This window comes from Devosia nitrariae, from assembly GCF_030160115.1.
GTDB classification, from domain to species: Bacteria; Pseudomonadota; Alphaproteobacteria; order Rhizobiales; family Devosiaceae; genus Devosia; species Devosia nitrariae.
In genome coordinates, this window is sequence record NZ_BSNS01000024.1 from 190819 (window position 1) to 208120 (window position 17302).

The 17302-nt window shown below is 64.4% G+C and carries 20 protein-coding genes; 16 read left to right on the forward strand and 4 right to left on the reverse strand.

What is annotated here, in order from left to right; genetic code table 11:
- Positions 1–41 precede the first annotated feature (41 nt).
- Together QQK18_RS23860 and ruvX are read right to left on the reverse strand one after the other, a co-directional pair.
- Positions 42–1037 (reverse strand): aspartate carbamoyltransferase catalytic subunit, encoded by a 996-nt coding sequence (locus QQK18_RS23860; protein WP_284342904.1) that lies wholly within the window; start codon positions 1035–1037, stop codon positions 42–44.
- Positions 1038–1178: 141 nt separating this feature from the next.
- Positions 1179–1640 (reverse strand): Holliday junction resolvase RuvX, encoded by a 462-nt coding sequence (gene ruvX / locus QQK18_RS23865; RefSeq protein WP_284342905.1) that lies wholly within the window; start codon positions 1638–1640, stop codon positions 1179–1181.
- A gap of 85 nt (positions 1641–1725) precedes the next feature.
- Here ruvX and QQK18_RS23870 point away from each other — a divergent pair, with 85 nt between their 5' ends.
- The 7 genes from QQK18_RS23870 (at position 1726) to QQK18_RS23900 (ending at position 6226) form a co-directional block, all read left to right on the forward strand.
- Positions 1726–2265, forward strand: coding sequence for a hypothetical protein (locus tag QQK18_RS23870; protein ID WP_284342906.1), 540 nt, complete (start codon positions 1726–1728; stop codon positions 2263–2265).
- A gap of 94 nt (positions 2266–2359) precedes the next feature.
- Positions 2360–2647 (forward strand): Asp-tRNA(Asn)/Glu-tRNA(Gln) amidotransferase subunit GatC, encoded by a 288-nt coding sequence (gene gatC / locus QQK18_RS23875; protein WP_284342907.1) that lies wholly within the window; start codon positions 2360–2362, stop codon positions 2645–2647.
- A gap of 3 nt (positions 2648–2650) precedes the next feature.
- On the forward strand, positions 2651–3136 hold the full coding sequence (locus QQK18_RS23880) for a GNAT family N-acetyltransferase (RefSeq protein ID WP_284342908.1): 486 nt from the start codon (positions 2651–2653) through the stop codon (positions 3134–3136).
- 45 nt (positions 3137–3181) lie between these two features.
- Positions 3182–4666 (forward strand): Asp-tRNA(Asn)/Glu-tRNA(Gln) amidotransferase subunit GatA, encoded by a 1485-nt coding sequence (gene gatA, locus QQK18_RS23885; protein ID WP_284342909.1) that lies wholly within the window; start codon positions 3182–3184, stop codon positions 4664–4666.
- Between the two features lie 219 nt (positions 4667–4885).
- A complete protein-coding gene (locus QQK18_RS23890) occupies positions 4886–5209 on the forward strand; it encodes a hypothetical protein (protein ID WP_379995199.1) in 324 nt (107 codons plus the stop codon).
- A gap of 80 nt (positions 5210–5289) precedes the next feature.
- Positions 5290–5601: a hypothetical protein gene (locus tag QQK18_RS23895; protein ID WP_284342911.1), complete on the forward strand. Its 312-nt coding sequence runs from the start codon at positions 5290–5292 to the stop codon at positions 5599–5601.
- 85 nt (positions 5602–5686) lie between these two features.
- Positions 5687–6226, forward strand: a complete 540-nt coding sequence (locus tag QQK18_RS23900; RefSeq protein WP_284342912.1) for an SRPBCC family protein — start codon at positions 5687–5689, stop codon at positions 6224–6226.
- 14 nt (positions 6227–6240) lie between these two features.
- On the opposite strand, the gene QQK18_RS23905 is transcribed toward QQK18_RS23900, so the two are convergent.
- Together QQK18_RS23905 and erpA are read right to left on the reverse strand one after the other, a co-directional pair.
- Positions 6241–6858 carry a 5'-methylthioadenosine/S-adenosylhomocysteine nucleosidase gene (locus QQK18_RS23905; protein WP_284343307.1) on the reverse strand — a complete coding sequence of 206 codons (618 nt, stop codon included), beginning with the start codon at positions 6856–6858 and terminating at the stop codon, positions 6241–6243.
- Positions 6859–6931: 73 nt separating this feature from the next.
- Positions 6932–7279, reverse strand: a complete 348-nt coding sequence (gene erpA / locus QQK18_RS23910; protein ID WP_284342913.1) for an iron-sulfur cluster insertion protein ErpA — start codon at positions 7277–7279, stop codon at positions 6932–6934.
- Positions 7280–7360: 81 nt separating this feature from the next.
- Between erpA and QQK18_RS23915 the strand changes: the two genes are divergently transcribed.
- The 9 genes from QQK18_RS23915 (at position 7361) to tatC (ending at position 17259) form a co-directional block, all read left to right on the forward strand.
- Entirely contained in the window at positions 7361–8563 is a 1203-nt protein-coding gene (locus QQK18_RS23915; RefSeq protein WP_284342914.1) for a deoxyguanosinetriphosphate triphosphohydrolase, read from the forward strand.
- A 30-nt stretch (positions 8564–8593) separates the two neighbouring features.
- The gene (gene argS, locus QQK18_RS23920; RefSeq protein ID WP_284342915.1) at positions 8594–10342 is read left to right on the forward strand and encodes an arginine--tRNA ligase; all 1749 of its coding nucleotides are present in this window, start codon (positions 8594–8596) and stop codon (positions 10340–10342) included.
- 99 nt (positions 10343–10441) lie between these two features.
- Positions 10442–12625, forward strand: coding sequence for an SPOR domain-containing protein (locus QQK18_RS23925; RefSeq protein WP_284342916.1), 2184 nt, complete (start codon positions 10442–10444; stop codon positions 12623–12625).
- A 216-nt stretch (positions 12626–12841) separates the two neighbouring features.
- Positions 12842–13636, forward strand: coding sequence for a segregation and condensation protein A (locus tag QQK18_RS23930; protein ID WP_284342917.1), 795 nt, complete (start codon positions 12842–12844; stop codon positions 13634–13636).
- Position 13637: 1 nt separating this feature from the next.
- Entirely contained in the window at positions 13638–14312 is a 675-nt protein-coding gene (scpB, locus tag QQK18_RS23935) for an SMC-Scp complex subunit ScpB (protein ID WP_284342918.1), read from the forward strand.
- Positions 14309–15418: an ABC transporter ATP-binding protein gene (locus tag QQK18_RS23940; protein ID WP_284342919.1), complete on the forward strand. Its 1110-nt coding sequence runs from the start codon at positions 14309–14311 to the stop codon at positions 15416–15418. Before scpB ends, QQK18_RS23940 begins: the two co-directional genes overlap by 4 nt.
- 60 nt (positions 15419–15478) lie before the next feature.
- Complete coding sequence (locus QQK18_RS23945) at positions 15479–15691, forward strand: twin-arginine translocase TatA/TatE family subunit (protein WP_284342920.1); 213 nt, start codon at positions 15479–15481, stop codon at positions 15689–15691.
- A gap of 56 nt (positions 15692–15747) precedes the next feature.
- Complete coding sequence (gene tatB / locus QQK18_RS23950) at positions 15748–16437, forward strand: Sec-independent protein translocase protein TatB (protein ID WP_284342921.1); 690 nt, start codon at positions 15748–15750, stop codon at positions 16435–16437.
- A gap of 3 nt (positions 16438–16440) precedes the next feature.
- Positions 16441–17259, forward strand: coding sequence for a twin-arginine translocase subunit TatC (gene tatC / locus QQK18_RS23955; protein ID WP_284342922.1), 819 nt, complete (start codon positions 16441–16443; stop codon positions 17257–17259).
- Positions 17260–17302: the final 43 nt, after the last annotated feature.

Here is a 17302-nt window from a genome sequence, read left to right on the forward strand (position 1 = left end):
CGAAGCCGGATCGACGATGCGGGCATTGCGTATGACGAGGTTCACTGCGGACCCCCGTTGCTGTCCGGCAGCAGCGCATCGAGCACGGCCATGCGCACGGCCACGCCCATCTCGACCTGGTCGGTGATGACCGAGCGCGGGCCGTCGGCGATGGCAGGGTCGATCTCGACACCGCGATTCATCGGGCCCGGGTGCATGACGATGGCGTCAGGCCTGGCGCTTTTGAGCCTGGCCGCGTCGAGGCCATAGAAGCGGTAGTATTCGCGCACCGAAGGGATCATCTTACCATTGGCGCGCTCGTGCTGCAGGCGCAGCATCATGACGACGTCGACGTCCTTCAACCCCTCTTCCATGTCGGTGAAGACCTCGGTCGCCAGATGCTCGATGCCGGCGGGCAGCAGGGTCCTGGGGGCGATCACGCGGGTGCGCACGTTGAGGGCGCCAAGGAGCAGGAGGTTCGAGCGTGCGACGCGCGAATTGGCGATGTCGCCGCAAATGGCCACTGTCAGCCCGGCAATGCGGCCCTTGTGCTGACGAATCGTCAGCGCGTCGAGAAGAGCTTGCGTTGGATGTTCATGGGCGCCGTCGCCGGCGTTGACCACCGAGCAGCCGACCTTCTGGGAGAGGAGCTCGACCGCGCCGGCGGCCGAGTGGCGGACGACTATGACGTCCGGACGCATGGCGTTGAGGGTGGCGGCGGTATCGATCAGCGTCTCGCCCTTGCTGACCGAGGAGGTCTTGACCGACATGTTGACGACGAGAGCGCCAAGCCGCTTGCCGGCAATCTCGAAGGAAGACTGGGTGCGGGTCGAGGGCTCGAAGAAGAGGTTGATCTGGGTCTTTCCCGACAGTGTCGAGAGCGATTTGCGCTCCTGCCGGGAGACCGGAATCATCCGCTCGGCCCGGTCGAGCAGCTCGACGATCTCGTGCTGCTGGAGATCGGCGATCGAAATGAGGTGACGCTGGGAGAATGGCGGAAAGCCGGCGAGCTGGCCGGGGAGGGCGCCCGAGGCGTTGGCTGGCGAAGACTGGGCCATGCGCTCCGATCCTGATGGATTGCCAGCGGTCTAGCGACTGGTATCGGTTTTTGCAACCGAGATTGCAGACATCCGCAAGACATCCAACAGACTAATCGCGGCAGGGGCCGGGCGGAGCCTCGGCGAAGGAGTTGCGCGCGGCTATGGCAGGCGCAGCCGGTCGAGCGCGCCCTGCAGGATGTAGCTGGCGGCCAGCTTATCGACCACCTGGGCGCGGCGGTCCCGGCGCAGGTCGGCCTCGATCATCATGCGGGTGACGGCGCTCGTTGAGAGCCGCTCATCCCAGAAGGCGATGGGGATGGCGGTCTTCTGAGCAAGGTTACGGGCGAAGGCGCGGGTCGACTGCACCCGCGGCCCTTCCGAGCCGTCCATGTTGAGCGGCAGGCCAAGGATGATCGCGACGGCGCCGTTCTCGGCAATAAGCTCAAGGATCCGCTCGGCATCCTGGGTGAACTTCACGCGCTTGATCGTCTCGAGCGGCGTTGCCGAATAGCGCATGGCATCGGAGATCGCGACGCCGATGGTCTTGGTGCCGAGATCGAGCCCGAGAATCTTGCCGGTAGCAGGCAGGTCGGCGAGGGGATTGGGAGGAAAGTCGGTCACGCTCGCTACGCCACAGTTGAATCGACTTCTGCTTCCTATAGGTTTCGCACGCGTTGCGACAGTCACCGACACGAGGGCCAAGACAATGAAACTCACCTGGTTCGGCGAGACAGCCATACGCATCTATATCGGCGGGCAGATTTTCGTTGTCGATCCGCAACTCGCACCCGAGGGCGTGGATCGCGCCGAGCTGACGGCAGGAACCGACCGGGTCCTGCGCCTTGCCGAGGCGGACGAAAACCTTGCTTCGTTCGACCCGGCCGAATGGCGGCCGCGCAAGGCGCCGCGCGCTATTGACGAGGATCAGGGACCGCTGCCGGTCCATGCCTATCGCATCGGTGGCGGAGCCATGCTGATCGATGCCGTGGGCGAGCCGGCGCTGGTTCTCGTTGGCGGCGAGGCGCCGAGCTTCGGGCGATGGGCGGATGGTGCGGTCGTCGTGCTTTTCGGGGGCGGAGAAGCGATGGGGGCGCTGGCCGAGGGATTGCTTGCGGCAGCCCAGCCAAAGCTCGTCGCGCTCGCCGCCGATGAGGCGGCGATCGACTTCGTCGTCGCTGCGCTCAAGGAGAATCTCGACGGCACCGGGCTTGTCTCGCTCGAGGCGGGGCTGGCTCTGGAAGTTTGATGCGTGCCATAAGGCAAAATCGTTGTCTTTTGTCCGGGTGCATTGCTAAAAGCGCCGGATCAGATGAACTCATCCAGTTTTTTTGGAGCATTTCATGTCGGTCGACGCCGCCACAGTGAAGCGTATCGGGCGCCTGGCGCGCATTCGCATTGAGGAGAGCGAGGTTCCCGCGTACCAGAATGAGCTCAATGCGATCCTGGGATTTGTTGAACAACTGGGTGAGGTCGATATTACCGGCGTCGAACCGATGACGTCAGTGACGCCAATGGCTCTGCGACAGCGCGAGGATGCCGTCCGCGACGGTGGCTATCCCGAAAAGATCGTCGCCAACGCGCCGCTCTCGGAAGACGACTTCTTCATGGTCCCGAAGGTGGTGGAGTAGGCGATGGTCGCAACGGTTGCCATCGAGACGCCCCTGCAGGACGACGTGCGTCGGCTGGTCGACGCGCTCAACGACCACCTGCTGCCGCTCTCACCGATCGAATTCCAATTCAAGATGACCGTCGAGCAGATGGCGGGGTCCGATACCACGGTGCTTGTCGCCCGTCTCCAGGACGGCACGGCGGTCGGCATGGGGGCCCTCAAAGTGCACGATGCCGAACTCGGTGAAGTCAAGCGCATGTTCACCGACCCTTCGGTGCGCGGGCAGCGGGTGGGCGTCAAGATCCTCGAGGCCATCATCGCACTCGCCCGCGATAAGAAACTGCGGCAGCTCAAGCTCGAAACCGGCGTCGGAGAGGGGTTTGCCGGCGCTCATCGACTCTATACGCGCTACGGCTTTACCGCTTGCGGCGCCTTCCTCGACTATCCCGACAGCGGCCATTCGGCGTTCTACGAAATGACGCTGACGGTGCCTGCGACCGCGGCCTGAGATGATGCCGGCCGGCTGGCCGCGACCAAAGAAAGAGCAGACCTCTTGACCGAACTCACCAAACTCACGCTTGCCGAAGCCCGCAAGGGCCTGAAGGCGAAGGATTTCACCTCGGTCGAACTGACGCGGGGCTACATCGAGGCGATCGAAACGGCCAATCCCAGCCTCAATGCGTATGTGGCGGTGACGCCCGAGCATGCGCTCGAGATGGCCAAGTCGAGCGACATGAAGCTTGGTGCAGGCCAAGCCGGACCGCTCGAAGGCGTCCCACTGGGCATCAAGGATCTCTTTGCCACCAAAGGTGTGCATACGCAGGCAGCCAGCCACATCCTCGACGGCTTCAAGCCGGAATACGAATCGAGTGTCACCGCCAATTTGTGGCGCGACGGCGCGGTGATGCTGGGCAAGCTCAACATGGACGAGTTTGCCATGGGCTCGTCCAACGAGACCTCCTATTACGGTCCTGTCGTCAATCCGTGGCGCGCCGAAGGTTCCAACATGAACCTGGTGCCGGGCGGTTCCTCGGGCGGCTCAGCGGCGGCGGTTTCCGCCTGGCTTTGTGCGGGCGCGACGGCAACCGACACGGGTGGGTCCATTCGCCAGCCGGCCGCGTTGACCGGCACGGTCGGCATCAAGCCGACTTATGGGCGGTGCTCGCGCTGGGGGACCGTTGCCTTCGCCTCGTCGCTCGACCAGGCGGGACCGATCGCCCGCACCGTCGAGGATGCCGCGATCCTGATGACGTCGATGGCGGGGTACGACCCCAAGGACTCGACCAGCGTCGATATCGACGTGCCCGACTTTGCTGCCGCTGTTGAGCGGGGTGTCAAGGGTCTGACCATCGGTGTTCCGCGCGAGTATCGCATGGACGGGATGCCCGACGAGATCGAGACTCTCTGGAGCCAGGGGCTCGCCTGGCTGAAGGCGGAAGGCGCGACGATCAAGGACATTTCGCTGCCGCACACCAAATACGCGCTGCCGGCCTATTATATCGTGGCGCCGGCGGAGGCGTCCTCCAACCTTGCCCGTTATGACGGGGTCAAGTACGGCCTGCGCGTCACCGGCAAGGACATCACCGACCTCTATGAGCTGACGCGTGCTGCCGGGTTCGGTCGCGAGGTCAAGCGCCGTGTCATGATCGGCACCTATGTGCTCTCGGCCGGCTATTACGACGCCTATTACGTGCGGGCACAGAAAGTGCGCACGCTGATCAAGCGCGACTTTGAGCTTGCCTTCGCCGACGGTGTCGATGCGATCCTCACCCCCGCCACGCCTTCGGCGGCTTTCGGAGTGGGCGACGAGGACATGAACGCCGATCCGGTCAAGATGTACCTGAACGACATATTCACGGTGACGGTGAACATGGCGGGGCTGCCGGGCATCGCCGTGCCCGCGGGCAAGGACGCCAAGGGACTGCCACTTGGTCTCCAGCTCATCGGCAAGCCTTTCGACGAGGAGACGCTGTTCGCTGCCGGGCGGGCGATCGAGCGCAGCGCGGCGATGGATTTCTCTCCGAGCCGCTGGTGGTAGATACCGCGGGACCGGCCGCCTCTTCCGCGCTTTCCTTGATTGCGCAGGGTTTGAGCGTTATTTGCCGACAAGAGCCTTTCCCGTTCTGATTGAATCAGAACGGCAGCTCCAAGTTGTTGAGTTGTCGCGTTTTCGAACCGCGAAAGTGGTATCCACTTTTTCTGAAAACGCTCTAGGACAAATTTCCGGCGCGCCGTGGCGTGCTGAGGGACTATGGTGATGCGTATGGCCAACGATGTCTTTTCTACCCTCGACTGGTCCGAGCCGCCCAAGGACATGAGCAAGCCCCTGCAGGCGCTCTGGTGGGTCAAGAAGGGTGGCTTTCGCGTCGGTCCGGAATGGGAGCAGGCCCACACCATCTGTCAGGCGATGGAGGGCGTACAGGCCTTCGACTGGGTGCATGCGCTGCTGCACTGGGTCGAGGCCGACATGGGCAATGCCGACTACTGGTATCGCCGTGCCGGCAAGCGCCGGGCGACCGCCAGCGTCTCCCAGGAATGGGAACATATCGCGGCCGCGCTCAGCGATGTGACGCGGCACTGACGCAAGGCGTGCGGGGCGGGGGATTGCAGAGCGGGCACGGCTCCCCATATGCGAGTGCGGACTATCCGGACGGACTCGCCATGAGCGACAAGAACAAGCGGCGGCTCGACCGCCAATTCGACATGATCGAACGCATGGCACCGCCGGCCAGGCGAGTGCTGGAGTTCCTGCGCCGGCCTGGCGTCCGGCTCATCCGCATCCCGCTTGGCTTCGTGCTGGTTCTCGGCGGCATTTTCAGCTTCCTGCCGGTCCTCGGCATCTGGATGCTGCCGCTGGGCCTGCTGCTGCTCGCAATCGACCTGCCGTTCCTGCGCCCGCCAGTCACCTGGAGCATTGTGCAGGCGCGGCGCAGGTGGTCGACCTGGCGGCGCTCGCGGCGCAGGAAACCCTGAGATTTTTTGACAACGCACTCCCGCGCGGGCAATCTGCTGGCACCGTGCTCCGGCTGGTGCCGTCATGGGGTCGGGGGAGGCTACCGTGATTGAAACCATTGTCATTATTGTCATTCTGGCGGTCGTCGCCGTCGCGATCTATGCCGCGTCCAAGCCCAACCGGTTCCGCATGGAGCGTTCGATCGTCATCGATGCGACGGCCGAGCGGGTCTTTCCGCTGATCGCCGATTTCCACAAATGGCCGCAGTGGTCTCCCTGGGAGAGCCTCGATCCCGAGCTCAAGCGCACTTATTCCGGTGCCGCGCACGGGGTCGGAGCCATTTACGCCTATGAGGGCAACAGCAAGGTGGGCAGCGGTCGCATGGAGATCACCGAGACGGTTATCCCCAGTCGCGTCGTCGCCAAGCTCGATTTCATCAAACCTTTCGAAGCGCACAACTTTGCCGAATGGACGCTGACGCCCGATGGGAAAGGTACGCGCGTCACCTGGGCCATGCACGGACCGCAGAACTTTCTCTTCAAGCTCATGGGCCTCGTCTTCAACATGGACAAGACCGTCGGCGCCGATTTCGAGCGGGGGCTCACCAATCTCAAGCAGATCGCCGAAAGTGGTGAGGCGGCATAAGACCGGGTTCAGGCCTAGACGAGCTCACCGGCTGCGAACGCCGTCTCGATGCAATCGACCGCATTGGCCAGTTTTTCGTCTATGACATGCAGGTATTGCGTCCAGTCAGCCAGGTGCCCAAGTTCGTCCGAACCGTCGGAAATGCCGCGGAGCGCAATGAGCGGCAGGCTGAAGGTCTGGCAGGCGCGGGCAATCGCATAGGTTTCCATATCGACCATGTCGGCATCGATGCCGTCGTAGGCGTGGCCCGAGACGACGTTGGCGCCGGTCGAAAGGCGCGCTTGCGGGATGTCTGGCAGGGCGTTTCGCAAAGGCAGTTCGAGCGGCTGGTCGAGGAACGGCGTCTGGCCTTTCGGGAAACCCAGGGCCGATGCGTCCATGTCGCGATAGGAGACCGAAGAGGCCTGATAGAGTCCGGCCTGCTCGAGCGTGCGCGAACCGGCAGAGCCCAGCGAGACGACGAGGTGGGGCAGTTCTCCTTCGAGTTCCGCGCGAGCCAGGGCGCGGGTCAGCGCCACCGCCGCCTCGACCGGGCCGACTCCGGTCATCAGCGGCTTGATGCGGGATTGAAGATGCGCGCCGTACTCGGCCTCGGCGGCCATGACGTAGAGGATCTGGCCGGCCACCGTCAGTCCGGGGTTCTAGTTTTTTGTTGTCGCGGGACTTTTCGCGAAAAACGGGTTCCCACGTTTTCGCAATCCCGCTCTAGAGGGCAAAGCTCGTGCCGCAGCCGCAGGAAGCGACCGCATTGGGGTTCTTGATCTGGAAGGACTGGCCGATGAGGTCGTCGACATAATCGATCTCGGCTCCACCCATGAATTCGAGCGAGAGGGAATCGATGAGGACTGTCGCGCCGTTCTTTCCGAGCACGATGTCATCCTCGCTCGGCGTCTCCTGGACGAGATTGTATTCGTACTGGAAACCGGAACAGCCGCCGCCGGCCACCGAAATGCGCAGCACCGTTCCCTCAGGTTCCTTGGAAATAATCCGCGCTACGCGCTTGGCAGCGCGGTCGGTGAGGACTACTTGGGGGCGTTCGAGCACTTGCGTCATCGGTTTGGTCCAACCGTTTCGTAACTTCATAACAGCACCTGCAAGATAGGTGTTCCGGACGCAGATGAAAAGGGGGCGGGATTGATCGAAAACGGTCTGAATGCACCCTATGCATCTTTCTCCGAGCAGTCGCGCGGGCGGGTCTATCCAACCAGCGAAAGTCCGACGCGCTCCGAGTTCCAGCGCGATCGCGACCGCATCATCCATTCGACCGCCTTCCGCCGCCTGCAGCACAAGACGCAGGTGTTCCTGCACCACGAGGGCAAGCATTTCCGCAACCGGCTGACGCACACGCTCGAGGTCAGCCAAATGGCCCGCTCGATGGCTCGGGCACTCGGGTTCAACGAGGATCTGGCGGAGGCCGTGGCGCTCTCGCACGATCTTGGCCACACGCCGTTCGGTCACGCCGGCGAGCGGGTGCTCAACGAGCTGATGGCGCCGTTCGGCGGGTTCGACCACAATGTGCAGGCGCTGCGCGTCGTCACGCAGATCGAGAATCGTTATGCCGAGCATGACGGCCTCAACCTCACCTGGGAAACGCTTGAAGGCATATTGAAGCATAACGGGCCGCTCATCGATGCTCAGGGGCATCCGGTCGGCCGCTACGCGAAAGAGGGGTTGCCGGCCGGCCTCGAGGCCATTCCGGCCAGCGAGGATCTGCGCATCGATACGTTCGCGAGCCTAGAGGCGCAGGCGGCGGCGATCGCCGACGACATCGCCTATAACGCCCATGACATTGACGATGCGCTGCGCGCCGGGCTCCTCGAGCTCGGCGACTTCGCCGACGTGCCCATGGTTGGCCCGATCCTCGCGGAAGTGCGGGCGCACTATGGCGATGTTGCGGTCAAGCGGCAGACGCACGAGGTGCAGCGACGGCTGATCACGCGGGCCATCGAGGATGTGATCGCAACCAGCGCCACGCAGATCGCCGCAGCCGGGGTCGGCAGCGCCGACGACGTGCGCGCCGCCGGGCAGGCCCTGGTGCGGTTCTCGCCGGAGATGGCGGCGGCAGAGAAGGGGCTGAAGGAATTCCTCTTCGAGCGGGTCTATAGGCACGAGGACGTGATGCGCCCGGTGCACGAGAGCGAGGCGGTCGTGGCGGGGCTTTTCGACAAATTCACGGATGGCGCTGAGATGCCCGGGCGTTGGGGCGAGGCGATGCGGAAGGCGGAGGATGAGCTGGCGCGGGCGCGGATTGCCGCCGACTTTATCGCCGGCATGACCGACCCTTACGCGCTCGACCAGTACGAGCGCCTGTTTGACGCTCGTCCGGAATTCCGCTAACCCCGGCCGGTTTTCCACAACAGGTCAATCATGGACATTTTCGCCCTCTTTGCCGTGCGCGTCGCCGATGCCCTCAAGTCGCTTCATCCGGATATTCCCGAGGAGCTGCTTGGCCGTATCGTGGTCGAGCCGCCGCGAGACGCTGGGCATGGGGATCTTTCGACCAATGCGGCAATGGTCGTCGCCAAGCCATTGGGAAAGAATCCGCGTGAGGTGGCGACGGCGATCGCAGCTCGGTTCGAGGGCGATGAAGACGTTATCTCGGTCGAGGTCGCCGGACCGGGCTTCCTCAACTTCCGCCTGGCGCTGCCGGTCTGGCACCGGGTGCTGCGGACAATCGCCGCCGAGGGCGACGACTACGGGCGCAGCAACATCGGCAAGGGCGAGGCCGTCAATGTCGAATATGTCTCGGCCAACCCGACCGGGCCCATGCATGTCGGCCATACCCGCGGTGCCGTGTTCGGTGACGCAGTGGCCTCCCTCATGGCCTATTCGGGCTACGTGGTGACGCGCGAATACTACATCAACGACGCGGGCGGACAGGTGACAACGCTCGCGCGCTCGACGCTGCTGCGCTACCGCGAAGCGCTGGGCGAAACAATTGAGATCCCGCCGGGGCTTTACCCCGGCGACTACCTCATTCCGGTCGGCAAGGCGCTTGCCGACGAGTTCGGCGCGAGCCTGCTCGCCAAACCGGAAGAGGAGGTGCTGGCGCTGGTCAGGGATCGCGTACTCGGTGCGATGATGGATCTCGTCAGGGCTGACCTTGCCAAGCTCGGCATCCGCCATCAGGTGTTCTTTTCCGAGCGTACGCTCCACGGTCAGGGCGGCGATATCGACCTGACCCTCGAATGGCTGCGTGAGCAGGGCATGGTCTATCAGGGCCGGCTCGAGCCGCCCAAGGGCCAGCCTGTCCACGAGGAGTGGGAGGATCGCGAACAGACGCTGTTCCGGGCGACCGACTATGGCGACGACGTTGATCGGGCGCTGGTCAAATCCGATGGGTCCTATACTTACTTTGCTGCCGACATTGCCTATCACCGCAATAAATACCTGCGCGGCTTCAAGCATATGATCAATGTACTGGGCGCGGACCACTCAGGCTACGTCAAGCGCCTGCAGGCCGCGGTCAAGGCGGTGTCGCACGGCGAGGCAGACGTCGACGTCAAGATCTGCCAGCTCGTGCGGCTGATGAAGAACGGCGCCCCGTTCAAGATGAGCAAACGCTCCGGAGACCTCGTCACCGTTGCCGACGTCGTCGACGAAGTGGGATCGGACGCTACGCGCTTCATGCTGCTCTTCCGCCGGAACGATGCGGTCATGGACTTCGACTTCGATCTCGTCAAGGAGCAGACACGGGACAATCCGGTCTTCTACGTGCAATACGCGCATGCCCGGGCCTGCTCGGTATTCCGGACCGCCGAACGGGACATGCCGGGGACGGACCTCTCCAAAACAGCACTCGCGGCGGCCGAGATCGAACGGATCGCGACGGCCGACGAGCTCGAGCTGGTGCGGCTCCTGGCCGCTTGGCCACGCATCGTCGCGGGGGCCGCTGCGGCGCATGAGCCGCACCGCATCGCGTTCTACCTCTACGACCTGGCCGGCGCCTTTCACGGCTTCTGGGCCAAGGGCAGGGAAAATATTGGTTTGCGTTTTGTTAACGCCGACGATCCAATGATGACTATGGCGCGACTCGCCCTCGTCGACGCCACGCGGCAGGTTCTTGTCAATGGCCTGCGAATACTAGGGGTGTCGGCGCCTGAAGAGCTTTCATAATTCGGGCGCATTGATGTGATGACTGTGCCGACCGCCCTTCAGGCGTCGGTTCAGTAACGAAAGGGCGCTGTATCGATGACGACAGCGAAACCGCAACAAGTGAATGATCAACCGGAAGCTGCCGACGATCTGATCGCAGAACTCGCCAAGCTGATGGCTCACGACGCGCAAGGGGACCGCAAGGACAAGGCGCCAGAGCCGGAAGCCGTCGAAGAGAAGCCTTCGCAAGCGTTCGCTCCTGCGGTCGAGCCGCAGCCGGCTGTGGAACCTCCGGCCGCCGATCCGGCGCCGGCGGCGCCAACGCCCTTCACCTTCCGCATGCCGGGGGATGCCGCGCCGACGCATCGCGATCCCGTTCCGGCACCGCGCTTCGATTTCAGCACGACCCCCGCGCCCAATCCGGCTGCGCCGTCCGCCTCCGGTTCGGCTGCCCCTGCGCCGGCCGAGCCTTTCGCGTTCGACTTCGGGTTGAACCGGCCGGCGCCGGCCGCCACGCCGCAGACCTCCGAGGAAGCATATCAAGCCGATCCGCAAGCGACCGAAGCTGCGAGCGCCGCCGAGGAGCAGGATGCGATCGGCGATCTCATCGCGGCCGAACTCAGCCAGGAGATCGATGCGGCGCAAGATCAATTCCCGAACGAAGCTGAAGCTGAGCAGGCGACAGCGCCACCGGCCATGACGATCCGCAACGAGCCGCAGGTGTCTGCGCCCGAGGCCGGGCCAAGGGAAGCGTCCGACGACTTCAGGGTGGCACCGGTCTTCGGGCTTGGTGGTCCTAGCAGTCAGGTCGAGCCGGCAGCACCGCCGGTTCGCAACGAACCGGCGGCGGGCGGTGCACAGGCGGGATCAGCCAGCCAGGACCCGATAAGCGACATCGAATCACTCATCGGTGACGCCGTTCGTGTCCAGCGCGAAGCGGTCGCGCCGCGGGCAGACGTCGAACCGAAAACCGGCGAAACCCGGATGAATGCCAGCCCGGCCTTGCGCAGCCTTGCAACGCCTGTTCTGCCGCAAAGTCCTGCCGCACAGCGTTCGACCCCCGTGGCCGAAACCGTGGCAATGAGCGCAGAAGACACCATTCTTGCTGCCGCTGAGGCGAGCGGGGCTCAGGTGGATTGGGCCGACACGCATGAGGTGGCAACCGATTTCGAGCCGTCGGCCATCGGCGAGGAGCCGCATGCTCGCGTGCGGCGGGGGGGTGGGTTGCTTCGCGCCTTTGCAGGCCCGGCCATTGCCGTGGCGCTGCTGCTTGCAGCAGGTGTAGGGCTCTACAGCGTGCTGGGGCTCGGCGGCGGCAATGATGGACCGGCGCCGCTGCTGACGGCGGATGCCGGGCCGGTCAAGGAAGTGCCGGAAACGGCGGCCGATGCCGAGCCTGAACCGCAATCGGTGGTGTTCAGCGAGATTGCCGGGACTGCGACGCCGGCAGAGGACGAGCAGCTCGTCTCGCGGGACCAGAGCCAGACGACAGAGGTTGCTGCGCTGCCAACGGATGAGGCGAGCGCCGAGGGCCTCGTCAACCGCAAGGTGCGCACCGTGACCGTGCGGCCGGACGGTACGATCGTCGGTGGCGAGGATTCGGTGGCGGGCGCGGCCATGCTGCCGGTCGACCGGCCAAACGTGCCGGCTGTCCCCGGGGCCGAGCAGGCGACCCGGGCGATAACGGTGACGGAAGGCGAGACACCCGCACCGGCCGAGACGCAGGCGGCTGCCGCGTCGCCGGCAGACACGACAGGCGCGGCGGTCGGCCAAACCGGAACGGACGCGACGGATCCTGTGGCGGAGCTCATTGCAACCGCACCGACGGACCCTGCCGCCCCTGCGAACGCGGCTGCAGAAACACCGGCGACAAACACGGCAACCAGTGGCGCCACCGCTCCCGTGCCGATGCCCCGCATTGAACGTCCCTCGGCGCCTTCGACCGTCACCACGGTTGCCGATACCCCTTCGCAGCCGTTTAATGCGGTCATCCAGGGCACGCTGCAGCCGGTTGCTCCGCAGGCACCTGCCCAGCAGGCCGCGGTCAACCAGCAGCAAAGCAGCGCACCGGCCTATGTGCAGCTCTCCTCGCAGAGGTCGCAGGAGGCCGCCAAGCAGACCGCGACAAGCCTGCAGACCCGTTTCGGCAACCTCTTTGGTGGCACCTCGCTCGAAATCCAGCGCGTTGATCTGGGCGAGCGCGGCATCTACTACCGGGTGCGGCTGCCGGCGCAGTCGCTGCAAAGTGCCACGCAGATCTGCAACAGCGTCAAGTCTGGCGGCGGGGATTGCTTCACGCTTTAGGTGTGTTGCTATTCAGGTGATGCCGGTCTGCAAATGCCCGTTTTCTGCGCTTCCGGTGCTCTCGTACCCTAAGGTACGCTGCGCTCCGGTTCTCGAAAACGGCCAACTTTCGCCTCGGCCTGACCTGAATCCGAACACACCCAGGTGCGTACTGCGGACTTGACGCTCCACACCGCAGCAGCCAAGGTCGCCTGATCGTCAGGAGGCGGCCACCCAATGGCCATTACACCCAGCGACTGGTTCGACACGACGCCGGCGCGTGCGCCGGCCGATGAGGACGTGCTCAATGTCGACGTGACGGGCTATGAAGGCCCGCTTGACCTGCTGCTGGACCTGGCGCGCCGGCAAAAGGTGGACCTCGCCGCCGTTTCGATCCTCGCGCTCGCCGAGCAATATCTCGCCTTCATCGAGACGGTGCGCAGCCGGCGGATCGAGGTGGCAGCCGACTATCTCGTCATGGCGGCGTGGCTAGCCTACCTCAAGAGCCGGCTGATGGTGCCGCAGGCGCCCAGCGACGATGAGCCTTCGGGCGAGATGCTGGCGGCGCTGCTGCAGTTCCGCCTCAAGCGCCTCGAAGCCATGCGCAACGCCGCAAGCCAATTGATGCACCGGCCGCGCCTTGGCCTCAGGGTCTATGCGCGCGGCGAGCCCGAGCCGATGGTGGTCAACCGACGCAGCATCTGGGAGGCGAGCCTTTATGACCTGCTGAAGGCCTATGCCACGCAGCGCGAGCGGGGGATCGCCACCGACTATGCGCCCGTGCAGCGCACCGTCTGGTCTCTGCAGGAGGCGCGCGAAATCCTCGAGCGGCTGATCGGGGAGAGCATGGACTGGGTGCCGCTCGACACCTATCTTGCCGACTACCTCGCCTCGCCGCAGGAACGCGCGACGGTCAGAGCGTCGAGCTTTTCGGCCAGCCTTGAACTGGTGCGCCAGGGACAGGTAGAACTGCGCCAATCGAACGCTTTCGGGCCGCTCTTCGTGCGGCGGCGCAGGACTGGCGAGCAATAGGTTGGCACTGGCAGACGAATACGGCGAATTCCAAGAGGTCAAGGAACGCAATTTGCGTATCCTCGAAGCGCTGCTGTTCGCTTCGGCCGAGCCGCTGTCGGTGGCGCAAATGACCGGATTCCTGGGAGAAGGCGCCGATGCAGCGGCGCTGCTGACCGAGCTTGCCGAACGGTATGCCTCGCGCGGGGTCAACCTCGTCAGTCGCGGCGACAAATGGGCATTCCGCACGGCCGAAGACCTCGGCTTCCTGTTGCGGCGCGAGGAAGAGGACAACCGGCCGCTCTCGCGCGCCGCCCTCGAGACGCTTGCCATCATCGCCTATCACCAGCCGGCGACCCGTGCCGAAATTGAAGAAGTACGGGGCGTTGCGACGGGTAAGGGCACCATCGACCTGCTCATGGAAGCCGGTTGGGTGCGCATGCGCGGACGGCGGCGCACGCCGGGGCGGCCGGTGACCTACGGCACGACCGACGCTTTTCTCGATCATTTCGGGCTCGAAGCTTTGAGCGACCTGCCGGGACTGGAGGAGTTGAAGGGCGCGGGGCTGCTCTCGAGCCGCCTGCCGTCCTCCATGCAGATCCCGCTGCCCTTGGACGGACCGTTACGAGAGGACGAGGACCCGCTCGACCCGGACGATACGGATGGCAGCGACATCGACGACGACGAGGCTCGATGAGCGCCGGCGATCTTTCGGGGGAGTTTTCGGGCTGGGGCGCACGCGGCACCGCGGGGGTCAGCTTTGCGGCCGCACTCGCCTTCACCGGTGTCGATGTGCGGCTCGGGGGGCGCCCGGTGCTCGACCGGTTCGACCTTTCGCTGACGCCGGGCGAGATCGTCTGCCTCTTGGGCGAATCCGGCTCGGGCAAATCGACCGCGCTCAGGGTCGCTGCAGGCATCCAGAGAGTCGATGCCGGTGAGGTGAAGATCAACGACGAGGTGGTGTCCTCGCCTAATCGGCATGTGCCGCCCGACCGCCGCGGCATCGGTCTCATGTTCCAGGACTTTGCGCTTTTTCCACATCTTAGCGTGTTGCAGAACGTCATGTTCGGCTTACGGCACCTCGGGCGGGCCGGAGCGCGGGCGCAGGCCCATGCGGCGCTGGCCCGCGTCGGGCTTGCCGGACGCGAGGCAGACTACCCGCATATGCTTTCGGGCGGGCAGCAGCAGCGCCTGGCCCTGGCGCGAAGCGTCGCTCCACGCCCAGGCCTGCTGCTGCTCGACGAGCCTTTCTCGAGCCTTGATGCGCGCCTGCGCGAGAGCGTGCGAGCCGAGACCCTGGCAGTTCTGCGCGAGACCCGGGCAACGAGCGTCATCGTGACGCACGATCCGGAAGAGGCGATGCTGCTTGGCGATCGAGTGGCGCTGCTGCGGGCAGGGCGTATTGCCCAGGTCGATACGGCAGCCGAAATCTACCGCCATCCCGTCGATCTCAATGCAGCGCGGTTCTTCTCACCCTTGAGCGAGGTGGAGACGGTCGTGCGCGCCGGGGCGGCCGAGACACCGCTCGGCGTCGTGCCGACACCAGGGCGCCCAGACGGCAGGCGGGTCACTGTCGCCATCCGACCAGCCGGCGGCGTGGAACTCGACGCGGTATCCGGGAGCGTTCCCGGACGGATCGTCAGCAAGCGCGATGCGATCGGGGAAGACATTTACGAAGTCAAGGTCGAGGGCATCGAGCGGCCGCTGACCGTGCGTCAACGTTCGAACGGCGCGTTGCGACCTGGCGAAGACGTTTTCGTGATCCCCAATCCCGAACACATCCTTGTGTTTGATCGTGATTGAACCTATTTGTGCCGCTAGAAGTCGCGTGTATCGCGTTCTGAATATCGAAGGGAGATTTCTATGCACGCGCCATCGATTTGGGCCATCCTCATCGTCGCCATCGTCGTTGTTTTGCTGTTCGGGCGCGGCAAGATATCCGGCATGATGGGTGAGGTCGCTTCAGGCATCAAAGCCTTCCAGAAGGGCATGCGGGACGACGACAAGCCGGCCGAGCGTATTGAAACCGCTTCCGGCGTCGAGACGCGCGAAACCGAAAAGAGCAAGGACGCCTGAGGCCAACCGTGCCGGGCGCTTCACGCGCACCCAAATCCTTTAGGAACTAAGAGACGATGCTCGGCCTGGGCTGGATTGAAATGCTCGTTGTGGGCGTGGTGGCGCTGATCGTCATCGGCCCGAAAGACCTGCCTATGGTCATGCAGCGCATCGGCAAATTCGCCGGGCAGGTGCGGCGCATGGGCGCCGAGTTTCAGCGCGAGATAAACAAGACCACCGGTCTCGACGAGGTGCGCAACCTCAGGCAGTCCATCACTGAGCCGCTGCGCAAGTCGACCGAGGAAATTCGTCGCGAATTCAACGCCATGACCCCGAGTGGTCCCAAGCCCTCGGGCCTTATCAAGCCGTCCGATCCCGCCAAGGAAAGTGTTGCCGACGAAATCCGCGCGGCCGCCGGCATGGGGAAGGCCGAGCCGGTCAAGGCTGCTCGGACCGTGACGCCGAAGCCGCCGGCCAAAGCCGAACCCGTCGTCGAAGGTACGGTGGAACGTGCCGAACTGCAGGCGCTCGGGGATAAGCCCGCTCCAGTCAAGGCGCCGCGGGCGCGCAAGGGGGCGCTCGACCTCGCAACAAAGCAGGACGAACCTGGGCCGGCAAAAGCGCCGACGGCAAAGAAGCCCGCCGCGCGCAGGACATCGGCCAAGACCGCCGCATCGGCGACGGCTGAAAAGAAGCCGGCGCCTAGGAAGGCGCCTGCCCGCCGCAAGGCGCCCGCGAAGCCTGCTGAAACGGGCGGGGAGGGCTAAGTCATGGTCGACGCCCCCAAACAGATCGAAGACAAAACGGCCGAGCCCGAGGACGAACTCGCCGGCAGCGAAGCGCCGCTGCTCGATCACCTGATCGAGCTCAGGAAGCGTCTCATCCGTTCACTGATCGCGCTCGCCGTGCTGATGGTCGTCTCCTTCATCTTCGCCGGGCAGATCTTCGACATCCTGCTCCAGCCCTACAGATCAGTCGTGCCCAACCCAGCCGAGCTCGAGCTCATCTATACGGCGCCGCAGGAATTCTTCTTCACCCAGCTGAACATCGCCATGTTCGGTGCGATCTTCCTTGGCTTTCCCTTTGTAGCGACGCAGATCTACATGTTCGTGGCACCCGGCCTCTACCGGCACGAGCGCAAGGCCTTCGTCCCTTATCTCATTGCTACGCCCATCTTCTTCTTGCTGGGCGCGCTTCTGGTCTATTTCGCCGTCCTGCCCATGGCGATGCGGTTCTTCCAGAGCATGGAGACCGAGAACGTCTCTATGCTGGTCAAGGTCAGTGAGTATCTCGGCCTTGCCATGACGCTGATCATCGCCTTCGGCATCTGCTTCCAGCTACCGGTTGTCCTGACGCTCCTGGCGCGGATCGAACTCGTCAACTCCGATATGCTCAAGAAGGGCCGGCGCTACGCAATCGTGGCGATCCTGGCGATGGCAGCGTTCATCACGCCGCCAGATCCGATTTCGCAGATCGGCCTGACACTGCCGGTCTATCTTCTCTACGAAGCCTCGATCTGGTCGGTGCGTTGGATCGAGCGATCCCGGGCGGCCAAGCAAGCGGCAGAGGCCGCAAAGCCGCAGGCATAGGCGACGCACCGGGTTTCCCGGACGGCGCAAATGCGCTAACCCG